The following is a 19,378-nucleotide window of genomic DNA, read 5'->3' as shown; positions in this document are numbered from 1 at the left end:
TCGTTTGAGAGGAGGGGGTGGGTCAAAAGTTCAGGGCCTTTCGCTCGGACACCGCGTCCCCAGCTTTTTTTCTACTACCGCAAAATTCGAGTTTTCAAAATGGCCCGACCGCGCAAGCCGACGAACGTGCTTGAGCTGACTGGCGCGTTCAAGAAAGACCCCCAGCGCCGCCGCGAGGATGCAGAGCCGGTGGGTGAGCTGACCGCGCCGCCGGCTCACATCAATGGAGCAGTGCTCCACGCCTGGAAAGAGATTGCTAAGTTCGCTCCGCTGGACGTGCTGACCAACTCCGACAGATTGACACTGGAACTGGCCGCCAACCTACTGGCCCAGTTCCGCAACGATCCAATCGAATTCCCTGCTGCCAAGCTGGTTCGGCTTGAGGCCATGCTTGGCAAGTTCGGCATGACGCCGGCTGACCGTTCTAAAGTTGGCGGCGGCAAGAAGGACAAGCCGAAGGGGAACGCTTTCGCGGAGCTGGGCTGATGGCTAAGACAAAATTCCCGCTGATGAAAGCGGCTGAGAAGTACGCCAAGGATGTTGTCGCCGGGAAAATCCTAGTCTGCAAGTGGATCAAGTTGCTGGCCCAGCGTCATCTTGACGACCTGGCTGCCTCAAAGCGAAAGGACTTCCCGTACAAGTTCGACCCAGCCAAGGCGGAGAAGGTCGCCAAGTTCCTGCAGTTGCTGCCGCACACCAAGGGTAAATGGGGTGGCAAGAAGCAGCTGATCAAGCTGGAGCCCTGGCAGCTTTTCTCGGTCTGCGTACCATTCGGCTGGGTCCGCAAGAAGGATGGCACCCGGCGTTACCGCACGATTCTGGTGTTCGTGCCCAGGAAGAATGGCAAGTCCATCATCGGCGGCGGCGTTGGCCTGTATATGTTCGTTGCCGACGGAGAGTTCGGCGCCGAGGTCTACTCTGGCGCCACCACGGAAAAGCAAGCCTGGGAAGTGTTCAGGCCTGCGAAACTGATGGTCGAGCGGACTGATGATCTGCGAGAGCACTACTGCGTCGACGTGAATGCTTCGAACATGGTGGTGCTTGCTGACGGCTCGCGCTTCGAACCGGTCGTTGGCAAGCCAGGCGACGGCTCTTCACCATCTTGCTCGGTGGTGGACGAATACCACGAGCACCAGGACTCGACGCTCTACGACACGATGGAAACAGGGATGGGTGCCCGCGAGCAGCCCATCATGCTGGTCATCACCACGGCGGGCTCCAGCATCGGCGGCCCCTGCCACCAGCTAATCCGTGATTCCGAGCGGATGCTCGAAGGCGTCATTGAGCGTCCGGATCTCTGGCCCGCGCTTTACACCATCGACCATGGCGACGACTGGACCAGCGAGATCGCGCTTCGCAAGGCGAATCCGAACTTCGGCGTATCAGTTGGCGAGGACTTCTTGCTGGCCCGGCAACGCGATGCAATGCAGTCGGCAACCAAGCAGGCCACCTTCCGTACAAAGCACTTGAACGAATGGGTGGGTGCCAAGAATGCATGGCTCAACATGCTGCGATGGAAGGAAGCACCCGCGAGGAAGTCGCTGGCAGAGCTGGAGGGGCGACCTTGTTATGGAAGTCTCGACCTGGCAAGCAAGATCGATATAGCGGCCAACCTGCTGATCTTCCCGCCTCATGGCGACGATCCGTTCTGGCATATCCACGCCAGGTACTACCTACCAGAGGCCAGGGTGCTTGAGGAACTGGACAGCAACACCGCGCGTTACCGTGAATTCGATGCGCTGGGGTTGCTGACCCTCACTGACGGTGAGGTTACCGACTTCGAAGTCATCAAGGAGGACATGCGCGAGTTCGCCGGACGGTTCGATATCACAGCCTATGCCTATGACCCGTGGCAAGCCACGCAGTTGGCCCAGGAAATGGACGCCGAAGGCTTGCCGATGGTCGAGCTTCGCCAGACGGTGCAGAACTTAAGCGAGCCAATGAAGGAAGTCGAAGCCCTGGTTCTGCAGCGCAAGCTTGCCCACGGGGACTGCCCAGTCTTGACCTGGATGGCATCGAACGTCGTCGCGAAGCTCGATGTGAAGGACAACATCTACCCCAACAAGGAGCGTCCGGAGAACAAGATCGACGGCATGGTGAGTTTGATCACTGGCTGTGCAGTAGCGATCAAGCTCGGCATCGACGACTCCGGACACTTTGATGACTTTCTCGCCAGCCCGATCGTGGTTGGCTAACGGGACGACCTATGAATACTGGCCTGATCATTTTTCTGGTGCTTGCCGCCGGCGGCTTGCTGCTGGGCGTTGCTGGCGTTTACGTGCTTGCAGGCCTGGGGTACAGCCTTCTGGCCGCAGCAGCTGCGTTGCTGCTGGCCGCGGGATTCATTCGCAAGGGGCTGATCGGTGGCTAAATCTCTATCTCAGGTTCTTGGTCGGGCCCTGGTAAAGTCTGCCGAGCCGGGGCTGGCCTCTAACTTGGCCGGATGGGCAGGACGAAAGGTTGGCCTGGGCGACGCCGCGTTCTGGAACACCTTCTACGGCGCCGACTCGGCGTCGGGGAAGGTGGTTAGCCAGCAGACGGCGCTGCAGCTCTCGACGGTGTGGGCTTGCGTACGCTTGATCGCCGAGACCATCGCAACGCTGCCGATCGCACTGTATGAGGACAAGAACGGCGCGCCGGTGGTGGCCAGCTCTCACCCGGTCAACTTCGTTATCAGCCAGCAGCCAAACGCTGATCAGACTCCGGTGGAGTTCTGGGAGAACGTGTTGGCCAGCCTGTTGTTGCAGGGAAACGCATTCTGCGAGCCCCACCACAATGCGCAGCAGCTGACCAGCTTGGAGTTCTTGCTGCCACAGAACATGGTGCCCAGGCGTCTTGCCGATGGCTCCATTGAGTACCGCTACACCGATAGTTTCGGCAAGCCTCACATACTGACGGAAGATCAGATGGTGCATGTCCGTGCGTTCGGCATCGATCCGCTCTGTGGTCTATCGCCCCTGGCATATGGTCGCCAGGTGCTGGGTTCTGCTATGGCCGCTGATGAGTCGGCGGCGAAGATGTTTGCAAACGGCATGAAGCTCGGCGGCGTGCTCTCTACAGACCAGATCCTCAAGCCCGACCAGCGCAAGGACATCCGCGAGGACATGATCAAGCAGTTCTCTGGCGCGACGAACCACGGCAAGACCATGGTTCTCGAAGCGGGAATGAAATACCAGCAGGTTGCGATGACCCCCGAAGATGCCCAAATGCTGCAGACGAGGGCTTTCAACGTTGAGGAGATCTGCCGCTGGTTCCGCGTTCCACCGTGGATGGTCGGACACACGCAAAACTCCACCAGTTGGGGCACCGGCATGGAGCAGCAAATGATCGGCTTCCTGTCGTTCACTCTGCTGCCCTGGATCAAGCGCATCGAGATGTGCGCCAACCGACGCCTGCTGCGTCCTGATGAGCGCCGCCGCTTCTACGTTAAGTTCAACCCGGAAGGGCTGCTTCGCATGGACAGCGCCGCGCGGGCGGCCTTCTACAGCTCGATGACCCAGAACGGGATCTATACCCGGGACGACTGCCGCAGAAAAGAGAACCTGCCACCGCAGGGCGGCAACGCCGCGAAGCTCACTGTGCAATCCAACATGCTGCCGATCGACAAACTGGGCGAAGACCCCGGCGGCGCCAACCAGGCGAAGTCGGCGCTACTCGACTGGCTCAACGACCAGCCAAGAGGTAATACCCCATGAGACACAAGGATCGACAGGCTGCGGTCAAGTACCGCTCTTTCGACTATGACGTGAAGGCTGTCGGCGACGACGGCCTTTTTTCTGGCTACGGATCGGTGTTCGGCGTAGTCGACAGCTACAACGAGGTGGTTGCACCAGGTGCGTTCCTGGAGTCGATCCAGGACGCTAAGGCGAAGTCTCGAACCTTCCCAGTGCTCTGGCAGCACCGCACCGGCGAGCCAATCGGCAGCTGGGATATCGCCAGCCTTAAGGAAGATGAGCGCGGCCTGTTTGGCGCCGGCGAGCTCTGGTTGCAGGACGCTCCCTATGCTCGCATCGCGTACCGCGGTATGCAGACCAGATCAATCACCGGCCTGTCGATTGGTTACTACGTGCGGGAGTCGAGCTTCGACGAGAAGACCCGCATCCGGACGCTGACCAAGCTCGACCTGATCGAGATCTCCATCGTCACCGTGCCGGCCAACGACGAGGCGCGAACCGACACCATCAAGTCGAAGCTGGCCCACGGCGGCCTGCCCTCGATGCCTGAATTTGAGCTGCTCCTGCGCGAGGCAGGCTTCTCGAAAACCCAGTCAGCGGTGATTGCCAACCGCGGGCTGCAGCACCTGCTCCGGAGCGAGTCCGAGGGCGACCTGGCAGCAATCGAAATCGTCGAGGCGTTGAAGTCGCGTCCGACACTTTCTCTCCCTTCGCTTTGAGGAATCACTATGCATAACGCCATGAGCAACCAGGCTCGCTCCGAACATCGCCAATTCCAGCGCAAGGAGCACGCCGACGACAAGGTCCAGCTGAAGGCGGTCAACGACCTGCTCGACCAGCGCGATCAGGAGATCAAGGCTTTCGCCACCAAGGCAGCCGCCGAGATCAAGGAACACGGCACCATCCTGGCCGAGACCAAGACCATTCTGGATGGACTGGTCAAGGATGGGCTGGGCCTGCAGGACCGCCTGCAAGAGATCGAGCAGAAGATGGCCCGCCGCTTCGCGGCCAATGACCCGATCGAGGCTAAGTCTGCCGGCGAAGAGTTGTCCGAATCGGAAGACTTCCAGAACCTGCAGACCCGTGGCCGCGGTATCGCGCGCATCGGCCGCAAGGCGGTGACCAATATCACCAGTGCGACCACCGGCACCGGCGGTGTCGGCGCCGGCATTCAGCCGACCCGTGTCCCTGGCATCATCGTCGGCCCAGAGCGCGAGTTCACCATTCGCGACTTGATCATGCCGGGGCGCACCTCCTCGAACTCGGTCGAGTACGTGCGAGAGAGCGGCTTTCAGAACATGGCGGCTCCGCAAGCTGGCGAAGGTGCGCCAAAGGCGCAATCCGACCTGTCCTTCGAGCTGAAGGACACCCCAGTGCGTACGATCGCCCACTGGTTCCGCGCTTCCAAGCAGGTGCTTTCGGATATCCCTCTCTTGCAGAGCTACATCAACGGCCGCGCAATATACGGCCTCAAGTACAAGGAAGAGGAGCAGATCTTGGCGGGTGACGGCACTGGCCAGAACCTCCTGGGCCTGATCCCGCAGGCAACCGCCTTCAACAATGCTCTGCGCAAGACTGGCGACACCAAGATCGACACCCTGCGCCGCGCCATCCTGCAGGTCCGTGTGGCCGAGTACCGCGCTTCGGCAATCGCTCTGAACCCTGTGGACTGGGCCGATATCGAACTGACCAAGGATGCCAACGGCTCCTATATCTGGGTGAATGTTCAGGAAGGCGGCGTGCAGCGCCTGTGGAAGCTGCCGGTGGTGGACAGTAACGCTGTGCCGGAAGGCGAGTTCCTGGTCGGCGCGATGAACATCGCGGCCCAGGTCTTCGACCGTGAAGAGGCTGCTGTCGAGGTTTCCACTGAGGACGGCGACAACTTCCGCACCAACATGGTCACCATCCGCGCCGAGGAGCGCCTGGCTATGGCGGTATATCGTCCGGAGTCGTTCGTACACGGCGAGTTCGAAGCCACCCCATAACCTGTCAAGGAGTGCGCCCGGGAAACTGGGCGTGATTGCAAATGCCAGACATCAAGGTCAAGACCATCAAGGGCTTCCTCAACGAGGGGGCCTATGCGAAGCGAGGCTCAGATATCACCGTTGATGAGATGCGGGCCCGCGACCTGCTGCGCAACGGTTTGATCGAGGAGTACGACGTGAAGAAAGCTCAAGAGCCAGAAAACAAAAAGGCCTCGGAACCGGCTAACAAGGGCGGCAAGGGCGCGGCCACGAAGCCCAAGGAGTGATCCATGTCCGTGATCGCGATCGACTTGGCCATGCACCATCTACTGGCCGAACCTGATGATCAAGCGCTGGTCCAGGCGCAACTCGATGCGGCGGAAGAGGCGGCGATGCAGTTCCTCAACCGTTGCTTCTACCTGGACCAGATTGCGCTCGACGAAGCTCGGGCCGGCGTGCCGGTGGCAATGCAGCAAGCCAAGGACGCGAATGCTGCAGCGGTAGCGGCCGCCGAGGCGGAGCAGGACCACACGTTGCGCTGCCGCCTTCTCGGTCATGCCCGCCAGGCGCTGGCCGACGCCTACGACCAGTGCGACGCCATCGCCTACGGCATGGTGCTCAACCCTGCGATTCAGGCGGCCTGCCTGCTGAAGCTCGGCCACTTGTTCGCCAACCGAGAGGAGGTTGTCACCGGGTCGACAGCTGTCGAGCTGCCGCTGGCGTCCCAGCACCTGCTGATGCCATACCGCATCCGGTTGGGTGTGTGATGCAGGCTGGCAAGCTTCGGCACCGCATCGACATCGAGGAGAAAACGACTCCCCGTGACCCAGCCACCGGTGAATATGGCGAACCCCAGTGGGTGGTGCGTTGGTCGAAATGTCCTGCGCAGGTGGTGCCAATGTCTGCCAGGGACCGGATTGATGCTCATGCCCAGCAGTCAGAAGCCACAGGGCGCATAGTCATTCGATACCGCCCAGGCATCGACTCAACCATGCGCATCATCTACCGCGGCGAGATCTACAGCATCGAAGGCCCGCCGCTTGAAGATCCCAAGTCCGGCCTGGAGTACCTGACGCTATTGGTGTCGAAGGGGGTAAAGGATGGCTGACGGTGTGGAGTTCAGCATTACCGGCCTCGATAGCCTGCTCGGCAAGCTCGAAGCCATCTCCTATGACGTGAAGCGCAAGGGCGGTAGATCCGCGCTGCGCCGAGCAGCCCAGATTATCGCTGATAGAGCCAGGGAGGGCGCCCAGCGAATCGACGACCCGGAAACCGGCCGATCAATCGCAAACAACATCGCGCTTCGCTGGAATGGCCGGCTATTCAAGCAAACAGGTGACCTCGGGTTTCGGATCGGTGTGCTTCACGGTGCCGTCCTGCGCGATGGTGGCGATCTCAGGCCGAACGCTCCGACGCCGCACTGGCGCCTATTCGAGTTCGGTACGGAAAATATGGCCGCAGCGCCATTCATGCGGCCGGCTCTGGCGGACAGCATAAGCCAGGCTACGGCCACCTTTGTTTCGGAGTACGAGGCGGCCATAGATCGCGCAATCAGTCGAGCGCAGAGGAGGACAGCTTCATCATGACAGCTCCCATCTATGAGGTGTGCGCGCAAGATCCAGGCGTGATTGCCTTACTTGGCTCTGGAGCTTCCATGCGCCTCTATTCGTTCGGCGAGGCGCCGGAGGGTGTTGCCAAGCCCTACGCAGTCTGGCAACTGATCAGCGGCAACCCGGAAAATTATCTGGCAGGCCGGCCTGATGCTGACGGCTTCACCCTGCAGGTCGATGTGTACGGCACTACTGGCCCTTCTGTTCGCGCAGTGCGTGATGCCATCCGCGATGCAATTGAATTGCGGGCCTACATCGCTCGCTGGGGTGGGGAGGGCCGAGATCCAGCAACCAAGAACTATAGAACCAGCTTCGATGTGGACTGGATAGTCCAGCGCTGAAGTATCCGAGCCCGCCCAGTGCGGGCTTTTCTTTGTCCAAGGAGTATACCCGATGTCGATTCTTACCCAGGGCACCCAGGTTTATGCGCTGGTGCCACCGTCCTCTGGCACTGGTCCCAGCTCCATCATGGAGATTGAATGTGCGACAGCCTTCAACCCAGGTGGCGCACCAAAGGAGCAGATCGAAGACACCTGCTTGAGCTCCCAGGAGCGGACCTACAAACCAGGCCTACGAACTCCGGGTCAGGCTTCGCTGACCATCAACGCTGACCCGAAAAGCCCGAGCCACATCCGCCTGCATCAGCTCTCTGAGCAGGATGGCGACAGCACTCTCAAATGGGCTGTCGGCTGGTCTGATGGCAAGGCCGAACCCACCGTTTCGGCGGCGGGCGGCCTGGAGCAGGTCACCGTCACGAATGGCGGCACCGGTTACACCGCAGCCCCTACTGTGAACTTGACCGGTGGCGGTGGGTCCGGCGCCACCGCTGTTGCTGTTCTGGATGGCGACAAGGTCTCTGCAATCAACATCACCAGCCCCGGCACCGGCTATACCAGCGCACCCACCGTTGGCTTCACCGGTGGCGCAGGATCTGGCGCGGCGGCTGCTGCCATTGTCAGCCTGGAAGAAGATTTCAACCTGCCGCCTTCCAGGACCTGGTTTCTGTTCCAGGGCTACGTCGCCGACTTCCCGTTCGACTTCGCCGCCAATGCCGTGGTCAGCACTGCGGTATCCATTCAACGCTCGGGCGGCTCCGCCTGGATCAAGAAGTCAGCGTAAGGGAAGCCTATGAACCTTCAGCAATTGGAAGCCTCGGGCGGCCTGGTAGGCGCCGAGAAAGTGAAGAAGCAGATTGTCTGGACGCATGACGACCCTGCAACCGGCAAGTCGATCACTGACAAGTTCAGCGTCTTCGTGATGCCGCAATCGTTCGGCATGATCGAGAAGCTGTTCTCAGATGGCGAGAGCGAGCAGAGCCGCAATGCTCGCTACATCTCGGCCTGCGTCACTCTCGGCGAGAACGGCGAGGAAGCCATCCCTTATGAGTCCGCCTACCGTCTTTCGCCTGGCTTGGGCTGGGCGATGCTCGCCGCCGTTCATGAGGTAAACAGCACCGGGGCCGAACGCGCAAAAAACTGACCGCCGCCGACGAGTTCTGGCATGAGCTTGTGCTGAACGGAATCGGCGGCAGATCAGTGGCGGAAGCAAAGCAGCGCCTGAGTCATGCCGAGGTTATGGCTTGGGTCGCCTACCGCAGTAAACATGGCTCACTCAGCGTTGGCTTTCGCGTTGAGCAGATGGGGGCAATTGTTGCCCAGCAGACCAACAGACTTGCCGGCGGCCAGGCCGAACTTCTCGACTTTATGCCCAGCCAAGCCCGCGCTCCTGTTGATCTGGACGAGGCCATGGATCAGTGGGCTTGACCCTAATGTGATGGAATCCTGATATGGCAACTCGTTCGCTTGGGAGCCTTACGCTCGACCTCATCGCCAGGATCGGCGGCTTTGAGCAAGGGATGGACAAGGCAGCGCGGGTTTCCGAAAAGCGCTTGAAGGAGATCCAGAAACGCGCCGAGGAGGTGGGCAAGAAGATCGGCATAGCCATGGGCTCTATTGCTGCCGCTGCCACCGGCGCCGGCACTGCCGCCCTGGTCATGCTGAAAAGCACCGCAGCCGCGACAACGGAGTCTGACCGCTGGGCGAAGTCGCTGGGCATGAGTACCTCCACGCTTCAGCAGTGGCAGTATGCTGCAGAGCGCGCAGGCCTCAGTGCCGACAACATGGCAGATATCTTCAAGGATATCGGCGACAAGATCGGCGATGCCCTGGTGACCGGTGGTGGCGAAGCGATCGACGCCATCGACAAGCTTGGGCTGTCGCTCGACGACCTGGCGAACATGACGCCGGACAAGCAGCTGCTGGCGATCGCTGACGGCTTGAAGCAGGTCGGCTCGCAGTCCGAGAAAATCAACATCCTCGAAAGCCTGGGCAACGATCTTTCACGGATGCTGCCACTGCTCAACAACGGCGCCGAAGGCTTGCGCAAGTACATGCAGCAGGCCAAGGACTTCGGCATTGCGCTGGAGCCTTCGCAGATCGCCAGCTTGGTCAAGGCCAATGAGGTGATTGAGGACCTGCAGGCCCAGGTGCGGGGGTTGCGCAACGAGTTCGTAGCGGGCCTGGCAGATATCGACCTGAGCCCGCTGCAGCACTCGCTTGATGGCGTCCGAGACATCGTCAACGACCCGAGCTTCCAGCAAGGTATTGCCGACCTGGCGGCGATGGTCGTGAAGCTTACTGGTGCCGCGGCGCTGGGCCTGTCTCAGCTGCCCGACGACCTCAAGAAGATGAGCAGCGACCTGAAGTATGTGCTCAGCTGGTTTTCGACTGATGAGAAAAGCCGGCATCTGGCTGGGGTCAAGGACGAGGAAACCACCAACCGGGCATTGGGCAGCTACAACAAGGCCCAGGGCGGCTGGAACAAGTTCGCTGCAAACCCGACGATGTTCGTCGGTGAGTTATTCGGGCAGGATCTGTCGGCCGCGAAAAAGGCCTCAGATGACCGTCTAGCCAGTTACAAGGCATACACGGATCTGCGCGGCTGGGCGGACGACAAGCTGGTTGAAGGTAACAAGAAGCTGCTGGAAGGGGACAAAGCGCTTGCTGAGCAGGAAGGCAAGCTGACGATCTCTAGGAAGGGGGCGAATGGTGTCACCGACAAGCTGCTCGATTCATATGACAAGCTGGCCAAGCTCGAGAAGGACCGGGCCTCCCTGGTTGCTGCCCAGGCCAAGGATCCAGAAAACGCTGAGCGCTATCGGCGTGCAATCGAGGCCATCGACAAGCAGGTAGCCCAGCTAAACGGAACCACTAAGTCTGCGGCAGAGGCGCAGAACAAGCTCAAACAGCAGCTCAAGGAAGCCTCCGCGACATACAAAGAGCTCAAGCAGTCGTTCGATCCTGTGAGCTTCGCTGCCGACGAGTTTCGTAAGCGTGGCACTCAGCTGGATCTGCTGCTCAAGAACGGCAAGATCACCCAGGACGAGTACAACAAAGGCATCGCCGAGATGGCGAAGCAGTTCAACATCGCTGTGGCCACAACCGATCCGCTTGTGCTGCGCATGAAAGAAATTGCCTCGTACCAGGCGGCCTTGGATACCCAGCTCGGCAATTTAAAGCGATCCGGGCAGCGCGCCGCTGAAGCGGTAGGAATGGGCAGCAGCCGTGCTGCGCTGCAGGACCAACTCAACGGCGTTGATGACACCTACGCCGAAGACCGAAAGGCTCTGGCCGCGCAGTACGCCGACGCCGGCAGCGGCATGTCCGCAGAGGAATACAACCGCAAGCTTGATGCTCTGAAGAAGAACCATCAGCAGATGGCTGACCAGGTCAAGGCCAACTATGCCGAGATGAAAGAGGCACAGGGTGACTGGACCAACGGAGCGCGTGGGGCCTGGGAAGATTATCTCGACAGCGCACAAGATATAGCCGGGCAAACCAGATCGCTATTCAGCAACGCCTTCAGTTCCATGGAGGACGCGATCACTCAATTCGCGATGACAGGCAAGCTGTCCTTTGCCGACTTCACGAAGTCGGTTCTGGCCGATATGGCCAGGATCGCTGCGCGGCAAGCAGCCTCTTCGGCGCTAAGTTCGTTGTTCGGCATGGCGGCATCTGCTGCCAGTTCGTACTTCGGCGGTGCTACCGGAGCTACCCAGGCCGGGTACACCGGGTCCGGTTTCTCGTCGTGGGTTGCCGGTCAGCGCGCCACTGGTGGACCCGTTGCGCCTAACTCTCTGTACGAGGTCAACGAGCGCGGCCCTGAGCTTTACAACCAGGGCGGCCGCTCCTACCTCATGACCGGAGCAAATGGCGGTAGCGTCACCCCGCTGACCTCTGGCGCCTCGCCAGGCGCGCCTGGCGCTGCATCCAGCGGTGGATCCTACATCTTTCCTATAACAATCAATGTCGACGCCTCGGGCGCTGGCGGTGGCGCTGGCGCGAGCCAGGAAGAGGTCGTCGCAGCTGGGAAAAACATTCAGAACGCCGCACGGGTTGAGGCTGAGACCGCAGTCCGAAAAGGGCTCGCCCCTGGTGGAAGTATCTACAACGCAATCAGAGGTAGAGGGTGATGGCAATCGAGACCTTTTCCTGGTGCCCGCGGGTTGATCCCACGGGCACCGTCTCATTTCGCACGAAATCTGCAAAGTTCGGCGACGGCTACGAGCAGGTTGCCCAGGACGGCATCAACAACCGCATGCAGACATGGCCTCTGACGTTTCTTGACACTGAATCAAGGTCTCGCCAGATCAAGAGCTTTCTTGACGCGCATGCCGGAGCTACGCCGTTCTTCTGGACGCCGCCTCTTGGTGAACAGGGGTTGTACCGCTGCAGGTCATATCAAGCTACGGCCCATGGCGCTGGCTTGTTTTCCATTGCTGCAGAATTTGAACAGGCATTCCACCCATGACCATCAGACCAATCGACGTTGGCGAGGAGCCGAACGATGAAACCGGCGACACGCTGCGCGACGGCGGGATCATCATCAACGAGAACTTCGCGGAGTTGGATACCCGGACGGCGGCAGCGCAGGCGAGGGCCGAGCAGGGTGTGGCCGACGCTGCTGCAGCCAAGGCCAAGGCGGATGCAGCAGTTCCTGGTGCAGCGCTGGGTGTCTCGGTGGCTCAGTTGATCAACGGAACGGTACCGGCGGCTCAGCTCCCGAGTTTCGTTGATGATGTTTTGGAGTTTCCAGCGCGGGCCGATTTCCCGGCGACTGGCGAGACGGGCAAGATCTACATCGCAATCAACGACGGCGACAGCCCTACAAATCCGACACGACAGTACCGCTGGAGCGGCGCGGCGTATGTGCTGATCCCGTCTTCGCCTGGCTCTACGGACCAAGTCCCGGAGGGGGCGACAAACCAGTACTTCACAGCGGCCAGGGTTCGCTCGACGACTCTTGCAGGCCTTGGGGCGTTGGTGAATGCCGCTATCGTGGCTGGCGATACAGTGCTGCAGGCCTTTGCAAAGCTGCAGGGCCAGCTGAACGCTAGAGCTATGAAAGGAGTTAACTCCGACATAACTCGGCTCACAGGGCTTACCACTGCGCTTAGTGTCTCGCAGGGTGGCACGGGCGGGAGTGATCAAGCGAGCGCACGCACAGGACTTGGCCTTGGGACGGCAGCAGTTACTGATGTGACATCAAGCAGTGTTGATGAGACGCTTGGTCGCGTGCTGAGGGTCGGTGACTTCGGTGTCGGCGCGATCTCGTCGCCATACCTGCCCCGCATTTCAGACTCCGTAGTGGGTGGAACGTACCGCTTCGATCCTGAGTCCGCCGGCATCCCAACGGTCGGATACGGCTCAGTACACGTGGGGTCATACGATAAACCGACGAAAAATTTTACAAAAATCGTCGTTTATATGAACACGCCTAAAGCGTATTTAATGGGCTCCATTAACGGATCAGCCTATACGCCTGCTGAGTTTTACACTACCGCAAACACCACTAGAGGCTCGGGCGGGGCGCTATCCGCAGCATCACCTATCGTACGGATCGCCAATGTTTCACAAAGCAAGCGCCTTGACTTGTTCGAACAGACATTTGAAGCCGCCGGGGAGTGGGGCGCAGCAAATGATGAGGCTCGCGGCGTCATTGTTGAGCGCGCTGCCGTTGGCGTTTACGTCATTACTGGAAGCCAGGGGCTGGCCCTCGAAGGATGGCGCGTTCTTGATCCATGCTCGCCAGATGGTGGCAGGGCACTCGGAATCACTGAAAGTGAGCAGGACGACCAGGGAACTGTGACTGTGCATCTCTTCAAGCAGCGCTGGACCCTCGACGACGACGGCGAGATGCATCTCGGGAAAGGTGCTCCGCTCGATGTGCCGCTCAATAGCTGGATCGACTTGCGCCTTAATATGCCAAAGGCGGAAGAATCACCTGCACCTTCAGCGCCTGAATCCGAGTAACTACCCGCCAACGAGCGGGATTTTTTTTGCCTTGAGGAAACACCATGCCAATTACGGCCGATATCCAGACCCTGGAGCCTGGCGCGTGGGTGGAGCTTTTCGAGCTCGACGCTACTACCCTGGGCGCTGAGCTGTACCGCTTTCACGGCTACCCGCAGCAGTCGTCGATCTACTGGCAGGGGGTCGAGTATTCGCCCTGGCCAATCAAGGCCGAGGGCTTCGAAATGACGGGGCAGGGCGCGCAGCCGATGCCGACCCTGTCCGTCGGCAACGTCGGCGGGTTCATTACGGCTCTGGTGTTGTACTTCGAGGACCTTGTGGGTGCGAAGTTGATCCGGCACCGGACGCTGGGCAAGTACCTTGATGGCCAGCCGGAGGCGGACCCCGACGAAGAGCTGCCGCCGGATATCTGGTACGTCGAGCGCAAGACGGCCGAAAACAACGAGACGGTGCAGTTCGAACTGGCCTCGGCCCTGGACTTCGCCGGGGTTCAGTTGCCGCGCCGGCAGATCGTGGCCAACGTCTGCTGGTGGCTCAGCTGCGGCGGTTACCGCGGGCCCTACTGCGGCTACAACGGCGGGCCCGTGGCCGATGAGAACGACATCATTGTCACGGATGCCTCCAAGGACAAATGCGGCGGGCGCTTGAGCAGCTGCAAGCTGCGCTTCGGCGAGAACAACCCTCTGCCTTATGGCTCATTCCCGGCCGCCGGCCTGCTTCGGAGCTGATCATGAACAAGTCCACCCGCGCCGCCATCGAGCGGCATGCGCTGGCTGAGTACCCGCGTGAGTGCTGCGGCCTGGTGATTCGCGAAGGGCGAAAGGAAGTCTATGTGCCTTGCCGCAACACGGCCTTGACGCCCAGTGAGCATTTCCGCCTGGCGCCCGAGGACTTCGCCGCCGCCGAGGATCGCGGCCAGGTGCTGGCGGTCGTGCATAGCCATCCAGACTACCCAGCAGCACCCAGTGAGGCAGATCGCGTGTCCTGCGAGGCCTCCGGGCTTCCCTGGCACATCCTTGAGGTCCGCAAGGGCGATGACGAACAGGTGCGCCCAGGCGAGCTTGTGAGCTTCACGCCGGACGGTTACCAGGCCCCGCTGATCGGCCGCAAGTTCGCTCACGGCGTGCACGACTGCCTGAGCATCATCCTCGACTTCTATTGCCGTGAAATGGGCATCGACCTGGGCCAGTACGAACGGGAGGATGGCTGGTGGGAGAAGGGCGGCAACCTGTATCTGGAGAACCTGCCGGCGGCCGGCTTCACACGGGTCAGCGCTCCGCGGCACGGCGACATCGTGCTGATGCAGATCCGGTCGAAGGTGCCGAACCACGCCGGGGTCTACCTTGCCGATGGCAACCTGAAGACCGAGCCCGAACACTTCCCCGCGCCCGGGTCGATCCTGCACCATTTGTATGGGCGGGACAGCAAACGCGACACCTACGGCGGCTACTGGCGAGAAGTAACCGTCAGCTACTGGCGGCATCGGGAGGTCAGGTCCTGATCAAAATGCTATCGTCTGCCGATCTCACAAGGAGCGGAAAACATGCGGATTTTGATTGCGGGGGTGGCGTTGGCGCTGCTGGCGGGGTGCTCGTCACCATCTGACTTGATGAAGGGGGAGCCAGACCTGACAGTGGTATCCAGCAAGTCGCCGAAGGCATTCGCGCTATGTGCTTTTCCTGAGTGGCAGGATCACAGCTCCAGCGCAGCAATGAGCGAAACCGAAACCGGGTATCGGTTGGTGAATGGCTTCGGATCGCAGACGGATGAAGTTCTTGATATTCGCCAGACCAAGACTGGCAGTATTGCCAGCCTGTATCAGAGGGTGGCGTGGTCACAGATTGGTCGTAGTGGAATTCGAGACTCAGTTAATAAATGTCGATAGTCGAAAGGCCGCAAGTTTGCGGCCTTTTTTGTACATCTGGAGGAAACGTGGCTCAGGCATCTGAAAAAATGCAAACCGTCCTGTTATCAGGGTCATTGGCCCAGCGATTCGGCAGACGCCACCGAATGATTACTGGCGGCGGCTTTCGTGATATCCGCGGGTACTTCAAGCAGTTCCCTGGCTTTGAGCAGTACGTGGCAGAAGGCTCAAGCAAAGGCATTCGATATGCCGTGTTCAATGGCAAAGAGAACATTGGAGAGGAAGATCTTGGTAAGCCAACCGGCAGGGATGTGATTCGGATAGTTCCAGTTCTGTCTGGATCTAAGCGCGCTGGACTCCTACAGACCATTGCTGGTGCAGCCCTGCTTGTAGTGTCCTATTTCTTCCCAGCATCGGCTCCATACCTAGCTCCAGCAGGTATAGGCTTGATGGCTGGGGGGGTGATCCAGATGCTCAGCCCCCAAGCAAAAGGCCTAGGCACCCAAGACACCCCCAACAACCGGCCCAGCTACAGCTTCAACGGCGCCGTAAATACCAGCGTCCAGGGCAACCCTGTCCCGTTGCTTTATGGCCGGATGATCGTCGGCAGCGCGGTGATCAGCGCCGGGATCTACTCCGAAGACCAGATGTAAACCGAACCCGCCACCAGGCCCGCCATGAGCGGGCTTTTTTACGCCTAAAGGAAAGCCATGAACCAGCACATTACCGGCAGCAAGGGCGGCGAGTCGAAGCCGCGGCCGTCCGTTGAGGCCCCCGACAGCCTGCAGAGTACCGCGTATGCGCGGATCCTTGACCTGGTGAGCGAAGGCGAGATCCAGGGCCTGGTCGCGGGCGAGCGCTCGGTCTACCTCGACGAGACGCCCCTGGCCAATGCCGACGGCACCCGTAATTTCAGCGGCGTCACCCTGGACGCCCGCACCGGCAGCCAGGATCAGCTGCATATCCCGGGCTTTCCGGCGGTCGAAAGTGAAATTGCGGTAGGGGTTGAGCTGAAGTATGGCCAGCCCTGGGTTCGCGCTGTGCAGAACCTGCAGCTGTCGGCCGTGCGCGTGCGTTTGTCTACCCCGCGCCTGGCCCAGACCAACACCAGCAACGGCGACACCAACGGCTACACCGTGCAGTACAAGATCGAGGTTTCCACCGACGGCGGGGCCTATGTCCAGGTGCTCACCTCGGCGTTCAGCGGCAAGACCTCGACCAAGTACGAGCGCTCCCACCGGGTCGACCTGCCGCCGGCCAGCAGCAACTGGCAGATTCGGGTTACCCGCCTGACGCCGAACAGCACCTCTGGAGCGATCGCAGATAAAACCAGCATCGATGCGATCACTGAAGTGATCGACGCCAAGCTGCGCTATCCGGGTTCCGCTGTCGTCGGCCTGCAGTTCGACGCCTCGCAGTTTCAGTCGATTCCGACTCGGTCCTTCGATCTGCGCGGGCGCATCATCCGCGTGCCGAGCAACTACGACCCGGAAAGCCGGCTGTACTCCGGCATCTGGGATGGCTCGTTCAAGTCCGCCTGGACCGATAACCCGGCCTGGATCTTCTATGACCTACTGCTGCACTTCCGTTATGGCCTGGGCCATCTGCTGAACGAGGGCCAGGTGGACCGGTGGGAGCTGTACCGCATCGGCCAGTACTGCGATCAGTTGGTGCCGGACGGGAAGGGCGGCATGGAGCCGCGGTTCACCTGCAATCTGTTCCTGCAGACCAGGTCGAACGCTCTCGACGTGCTGCAGGACCTGGCCACCACCTTCCGCGGAATGTCCTACTGGGCCGGCGGCTCGGTCATGGCTATTGCCGACATACCCGAGGACCCGGTTTACACCTACTCGAACGCCAACGTGATCGACGGCAAGTTTGGCTATTTCGGCTCGGCGAAGAAGACCCGCTACACCGTGGCCCTGGTGAGCTGGAACGATCCGGCCGACTTCTACCGGCAAAAGGTTGAGTATGTCGACGACCAGGCCGGCATCACCCGCTACGGCATCCAGCAGACCGAGATCACCGCCACCGGCTGCACGTCCCAGGCTCAAGCCCAGCGCATCGGCAAGTGGGCGCTGCTGACCAACCGCCTGGAAACCGAAAGCGTGGGATTCTCCGTAGGCCTGGATGGCACCTTGGCGCGCCCCGGGCAGATCATCCGCATCGCGGACAATGATCGGGCAGGGCGGCGCATTGGTGGGCGCCTGCGCTCCTCCACGCTCGATACGCTGGTCCTCGATGCCGACGTGAAGGCATACCCCGGCGACACCATCACCGTGATCATGCCCACCGGCACGGCTGTTTCCCGGCAGATCAAGTCGGTGGGCTATCCCTTGACCTGGGACCGTACGGGAATCAAGTGGTCAAGCGGCCGGGTGACAATGGATACCACCGGGTTTCCTGCTGAAGTCCAGCAGGTTGTGCTGGCGCAGATGCTGGATGATCTACCGCCCCAGCATTCGATGTGGGCCATTGACTCACCGACCCTGGCCACCCAGCTGTTTCGCGTCATGTCCGTGGCTGAGGACTTTTCCGACTCCGAGATCAAGTTCACGATCAGCGCGGTACGCCACAACGCGAGTAAGTACGGCGCAATCGACAACGGCACGCGCATCGAGCGCCCGCCGGTGACGGTGATCCCGCCGAGCGTCCAGCGGCCGCCGGCGAACGTGACGGTGAGCAATGACCACTTCGTTGACCAGGGCAGCGCGGTCAGCGTCATGACGATTGAGTGGGAGAAGCCCGAGGCGGCGATTGCCTACGAGGTCTACTGGCGCAAGAACGACGGTGACTGGATCTTTGCAGGCCGCACGGGCACCACGTCCATTGATGTGAGTGGGATCTACGCGGGGCGGTATGTGGCTAAGGTGCGGGCCATCAACTCCCTGGACATCGGCTCAGTGTTCGCGACCTCAGTCGAGACCGTGCTGAACGGCAAGACCACGCCGCCGCCGGTGCCGTCGTCCTTCACCGCCGAGTCGATCGTGTTCGGCATCAAGTTGGCCTGGGGCATCCCGGCCGGAGTCACCACCGCGGACCTGCAGCGAACGGAGATCTGGTACAGCCAGACCAATCAGGTGGCCACGGCGACCAAGTTCGGCGACTACGCCTATCCGCAGACCGACCTAACCATCATGGGCCTGGCCGCCGGCGTGCGGTTCTTCTTTTGGGCCCGGCTGGTAGACCGCATCGGTAACGTCGGGGCGTTCTACGGGCCAGTGATGGGCCAATCTTCTGCCGATGCCGGTGTGATCCTTGAGTACCTGAACGACCAGATCACCGAGACGCAGTTGAGCCAGCATCTGGTGGAAAAGATCGACTCGGGTGGTGGCGCGCAGGTTGAGATCGAGGCCATGAAAAGCGAGCTCGCGGCCATGTACTCGATCAAGACCCAGCTCACGGTCGACAACAAGCCATACCTGGCCGGCATTGGTGTTGGCGTGGAGAACAACGAAGGGATCATCACCAGCCAGGTGCTGATCGCCGCAAGCCGATTTGCAATTGTCGACCCGAACGCTGCGGAGATCTATTACCCATTTGTTGTTCAAAACAATGCCGCCTATATCGACACTGCATTCATTCAAGACGGCACTATCACCAACGCAAAAATAGGTGACTACATCGAGTCAGATGGCTATATCGAAGGGCAAAGGGGCTGGAAAATGAACAAAAACGGCACTCTTGATATCAACGGAAACGGAGTTGGCTACAGGCTCCAGATCATGGATCGGGGCGTCTATCTCACCGATACCGAGACCGGCGTCCAGGTCGTAGAACTGGGTCTTCTGTCGTGACCTTTGGGTTCAGGGTCAGGGATAGGGTTACCGGTGAGGTCACCATTGAAGTGACCGATCGCCTGACGCGACAGCTCGGGGTCCTGGATAGCGGGACAGCAGATGGGGCGATCACGGACGACAACCTCCTGCTGGGCGAGCCTTTCTATGTCGTGATT

At 60.4% G+C, this 19,378-nt stretch carries 21 protein-coding genes and 2 pseudogenes; all 23 read left to right on the top strand.

Features of this window, described 5'->3' with window-relative positions; genetic code table 11:
• Positions 1-99: 99 nt before the first annotated feature.
• Entirely contained in the window at positions 100-486 is a 387-nt protein-coding gene (locus tag ABCR88_RS20895; RefSeq protein ID WP_350403389.1) for a hypothetical protein, read from the top strand.
• A complete protein-coding gene (locus ABCR88_RS20890; RefSeq protein ID WP_350403387.1) occupies positions 486-2,195 on the top strand; it encodes a terminase TerL endonuclease subunit in 1,710 nt (569 codons plus the stop codon). The genes ABCR88_RS20895 and ABCR88_RS20890 overlap by 1 nt, the downstream gene beginning before the upstream one ends.
• An 11-nt stretch (positions 2,196-2,206) precedes the next feature.
• Positions 2,207-2,371, top strand: a complete 165-nt coding sequence (locus tag ABCR88_RS20885) for a hypothetical protein (protein WP_350403385.1) — start codon at positions 2,207-2,209, stop codon at positions 2,369-2,371.
• Positions 2,364-3,695 carry a phage portal protein gene (locus tag ABCR88_RS20880; RefSeq protein ID WP_350403382.1) on the top strand — a complete coding sequence of 444 codons (1,332 nt, stop codon included), beginning with the start codon at positions 2,364-2,366 and terminating at the stop codon, positions 3,693-3,695. The genes ABCR88_RS20885 and ABCR88_RS20880 overlap by 8 nt, the downstream gene beginning before the upstream one ends.
• Positions 3,692-4,393, top strand: a complete 702-nt coding sequence (locus ABCR88_RS20875) for an HK97 family phage prohead protease (protein WP_350403380.1) — start codon at positions 3,692-3,694, stop codon at positions 4,391-4,393. The genes ABCR88_RS20880 and ABCR88_RS20875 overlap by 4 nt, the downstream gene beginning before the upstream one ends.
• A 9-nt stretch (positions 4,394-4,402) precedes the next feature.
• Positions 4,403-5,659: a phage major capsid protein gene (locus ABCR88_RS20870; RefSeq protein WP_350403378.1), complete on the top strand. Its 1,257-nt coding sequence runs from the start codon at positions 4,403-4,405 to the stop codon at positions 5,657-5,659.
• A 41-nt stretch (positions 5,660-5,700) separates the two neighbouring features.
• Positions 5,701-5,925 carry a hypothetical protein gene (locus ABCR88_RS20865; RefSeq protein WP_350403376.1) on the top strand — a complete coding sequence of 75 codons (225 nt, stop codon included), beginning with the start codon at positions 5,701-5,703 and terminating at the stop codon, positions 5,923-5,925.
• A 3-nt stretch (positions 5,926-5,928) separates the two neighbouring features.
• The gene (locus ABCR88_RS20860; RefSeq protein WP_350403373.1) at positions 5,929-6,405 is read left to right on the top strand and encodes a head-tail connector protein; all 477 of its coding nucleotides are present in this window, start codon (positions 5,929-5,931) and stop codon (positions 6,403-6,405) included.
• Positions 6,405-6,746 (top strand): phage head closure protein, encoded by a 342-nt coding sequence (locus ABCR88_RS20855; protein WP_350403371.1) that lies wholly within the window; start codon positions 6,405-6,407, stop codon positions 6,744-6,746. The genes ABCR88_RS20860 and ABCR88_RS20855 overlap by 1 nt, the downstream gene beginning before the upstream one ends.
• Positions 6,739-7,224 carry an HK97-gp10 family putative phage morphogenesis protein gene (locus ABCR88_RS20850; RefSeq protein ID WP_350403369.1) on the top strand — a complete coding sequence of 162 codons (486 nt, stop codon included), beginning with the start codon at positions 6,739-6,741 and terminating at the stop codon, positions 7,222-7,224. The genes ABCR88_RS20855 and ABCR88_RS20850 overlap by 8 nt, the downstream gene beginning before the upstream one ends.
• Positions 7,221-7,589: a DUF3168 domain-containing protein gene (locus tag ABCR88_RS20845; RefSeq protein ID WP_315868987.1), complete on the top strand. Its 369-nt coding sequence runs from the start codon at positions 7,221-7,223 to the stop codon at positions 7,587-7,589. The genes ABCR88_RS20850 and ABCR88_RS20845 overlap by 4 nt, the downstream gene beginning before the upstream one ends.
• 52 nt (positions 7,590-7,641) lie before the next feature.
• Positions 7,642-7,971 (top strand): annotated as a pseudogene (locus ABCR88_RS20840) (phage tail tube protein); the annotation flags it as partial.
• A 243-nt stretch (positions 7,972-8,214) separates the two neighbouring features.
• Positions 8,215-8,367: pseudogene (locus ABCR88_RS20835) on the top strand (phage tail tube protein); the annotation flags it as partial.
• 9 nt (positions 8,368-8,376) lie between these two features.
• Positions 8,377-8,727, top strand: coding sequence for a phage tail assembly chaperone family protein, TAC (locus ABCR88_RS20830; protein WP_315868988.1), 351 nt, complete (start codon positions 8,377-8,379; stop codon positions 8,725-8,727).
• A gap of 29 nt (positions 8,728-8,756) precedes the next feature.
• Entirely contained in the window at positions 8,757-9,011 is a 255-nt protein-coding gene (locus ABCR88_RS20825; protein WP_350403366.1) for a hypothetical protein, read from the top strand.
• A 23-nt stretch (positions 9,012-9,034) separates the two neighbouring features.
• Entirely contained in the window at positions 9,035-11,719 is a 2,685-nt protein-coding gene (locus tag ABCR88_RS20820; RefSeq protein WP_350403365.1) for a phage tail tape measure protein, read from the top strand.
• Positions 11,719-12,057 (top strand): phage tail protein, encoded by a 339-nt coding sequence (locus ABCR88_RS20815; protein WP_315868991.1) that lies wholly within the window; start codon positions 11,719-11,721, stop codon positions 12,055-12,057. Before ABCR88_RS20820 ends, ABCR88_RS20815 begins: the two co-directional genes overlap by 1 nt.
• Positions 12,054-13,559 (top strand): hypothetical protein, encoded by a 1,506-nt coding sequence (locus ABCR88_RS20810; RefSeq protein WP_350403363.1) that lies wholly within the window; start codon positions 12,054-12,056, stop codon positions 13,557-13,559. The genes ABCR88_RS20815 and ABCR88_RS20810 overlap by 4 nt, the downstream gene beginning before the upstream one ends.
• A 44-nt stretch (positions 13,560-13,603) precedes the next feature.
• Positions 13,604-14,287 (top strand): phage minor tail protein L, encoded by a 684-nt coding sequence (locus ABCR88_RS20805; protein WP_041118567.1) that lies wholly within the window; start codon positions 13,604-13,606, stop codon positions 14,285-14,287.
• 2 nt (positions 14,288-14,289) lie between these two features.
• Complete coding sequence (locus tag ABCR88_RS20800) at positions 14,290-15,060, top strand: Mov34/MPN/PAD-1 family protein (RefSeq protein ID WP_350403360.1); 771 nt, start codon at positions 14,290-14,292, stop codon at positions 15,058-15,060.
• Positions 15,061-15,102: 42 nt separating this feature from the next.
• On the top strand, positions 15,103-15,444 hold the full coding sequence (locus ABCR88_RS20795; protein ID WP_183001622.1) for a hypothetical protein: 342 nt from the start codon (positions 15,103-15,105) through the stop codon (positions 15,442-15,444).
• A 47-nt stretch (positions 15,445-15,491) separates the two neighbouring features.
• Positions 15,492-16,076 (top strand): tail assembly protein, encoded by a 585-nt coding sequence (locus tag ABCR88_RS20790; protein ID WP_311168392.1) that lies wholly within the window; start codon positions 15,492-15,494, stop codon positions 16,074-16,076.
• 57 nt (positions 16,077-16,133) lie between these two features.
• Entirely contained in the window at positions 16,134-19,220 is a 3,087-nt protein-coding gene (locus tag ABCR88_RS20785; protein ID WP_350403357.1) for a host specificity protein J, read from the top strand.
• The last annotated feature ends 158 nt before the right edge of the window (positions 19,221-19,378 follow it).

Origin of the sequence: Pseudomonas sp. W17 (assembly GCF_040268305.1) — a bacterium.
GTDB lineage: Bacteria > Pseudomonadota > Gammaproteobacteria > Pseudomonadales > Pseudomonadaceae > Aquipseudomonas > Aquipseudomonas protegens.
Note: the sequence above shows the minus strand (reverse complement) of the source record. Positions and strands in the feature narration are given on the sequence as shown.

Excerpts from the sequence above, each read along its gene's own strand:
- ABCR88_RS20895 (WP_350403389.1), top strand. The coding sequence starts at position 100 with ATGGCCCGACCGCGCAAGCCGACGAACGTGCTTGAGCTGACTGGCGCG.
- ABCR88_RS20890 (WP_350403387.1), top strand. The coding sequence starts at position 486 with ATGGCTAAGACAAAATTCCCGCTGATGAAAGCGGCTGAGAAGTACGCC.
- ABCR88_RS20885 (WP_350403385.1), top strand. The coding sequence starts at position 2,207 with ATGAATACTGGCCTGATCATTTTTCTGGTGCTTGCCGCCGGCGGCTTG.
- ABCR88_RS20875 (WP_350403380.1), top strand. The coding sequence starts at position 3,692 with ATGAGACACAAGGATCGACAGGCTGCGGTCAAGTACCGCTCTTTCGAC.
- ABCR88_RS20870 (WP_350403378.1), top strand. The coding sequence starts at position 4,403 with ATGCATAACGCCATGAGCAACCAGGCTCGCTCCGAACATCGCCAATTC.
- ABCR88_RS20865 (WP_350403376.1), top strand. The coding sequence starts at position 5,701 with ATGCCAGACATCAAGGTCAAGACCATCAAGGGCTTCCTCAACGAGGGG.
- ABCR88_RS20860 (WP_350403373.1), top strand. The coding sequence starts at position 5,929 with ATGTCCGTGATCGCGATCGACTTGGCCATGCACCATCTACTGGCCGAA.
- ABCR88_RS20855 (WP_350403371.1), top strand. The coding sequence starts at position 6,405 with ATGCAGGCTGGCAAGCTTCGGCACCGCATCGACATCGAGGAGAAAACG.
- ABCR88_RS20850 (WP_350403369.1), top strand. The coding sequence starts at position 6,739 with ATGGCTGACGGTGTGGAGTTCAGCATTACCGGCCTCGATAGCCTGCTC.
- ABCR88_RS20845 (WP_315868987.1), top strand. The coding sequence starts at position 7,221 with ATGACAGCTCCCATCTATGAGGTGTGCGCGCAAGATCCAGGCGTGATT.
- ABCR88_RS20830 (WP_315868988.1), top strand. The coding sequence starts at position 8,377 with ATGAACCTTCAGCAATTGGAAGCCTCGGGCGGCCTGGTAGGCGCCGAG.
- ABCR88_RS20820 (WP_350403365.1), top strand. The coding sequence starts at position 9,035 with ATGGCAACTCGTTCGCTTGGGAGCCTTACGCTCGACCTCATCGCCAGG.
- ABCR88_RS20815 (WP_315868991.1), top strand. The coding sequence starts at position 11,719 with ATGGCAATCGAGACCTTTTCCTGGTGCCCGCGGGTTGATCCCACGGGC.
- ABCR88_RS20810 (WP_350403363.1), top strand. The coding sequence starts at position 12,054 with ATGACCATCAGACCAATCGACGTTGGCGAGGAGCCGAACGATGAAACC.
- ABCR88_RS20805 (WP_041118567.1), top strand. The coding sequence starts at position 13,604 with ATGCCAATTACGGCCGATATCCAGACCCTGGAGCCTGGCGCGTGGGTG.
- ABCR88_RS20800 (WP_350403360.1), top strand. The coding sequence starts at position 14,290 with ATGAACAAGTCCACCCGCGCCGCCATCGAGCGGCATGCGCTGGCTGAG.
- ABCR88_RS20795 (WP_183001622.1), top strand. The coding sequence starts at position 15,103 with ATGCGGATTTTGATTGCGGGGGTGGCGTTGGCGCTGCTGGCGGGGTGC.
- ABCR88_RS20785 (WP_350403357.1), top strand. The coding sequence starts at position 16,134 with ATGAACCAGCACATTACCGGCAGCAAGGGCGGCGAGTCGAAGCCGCGG.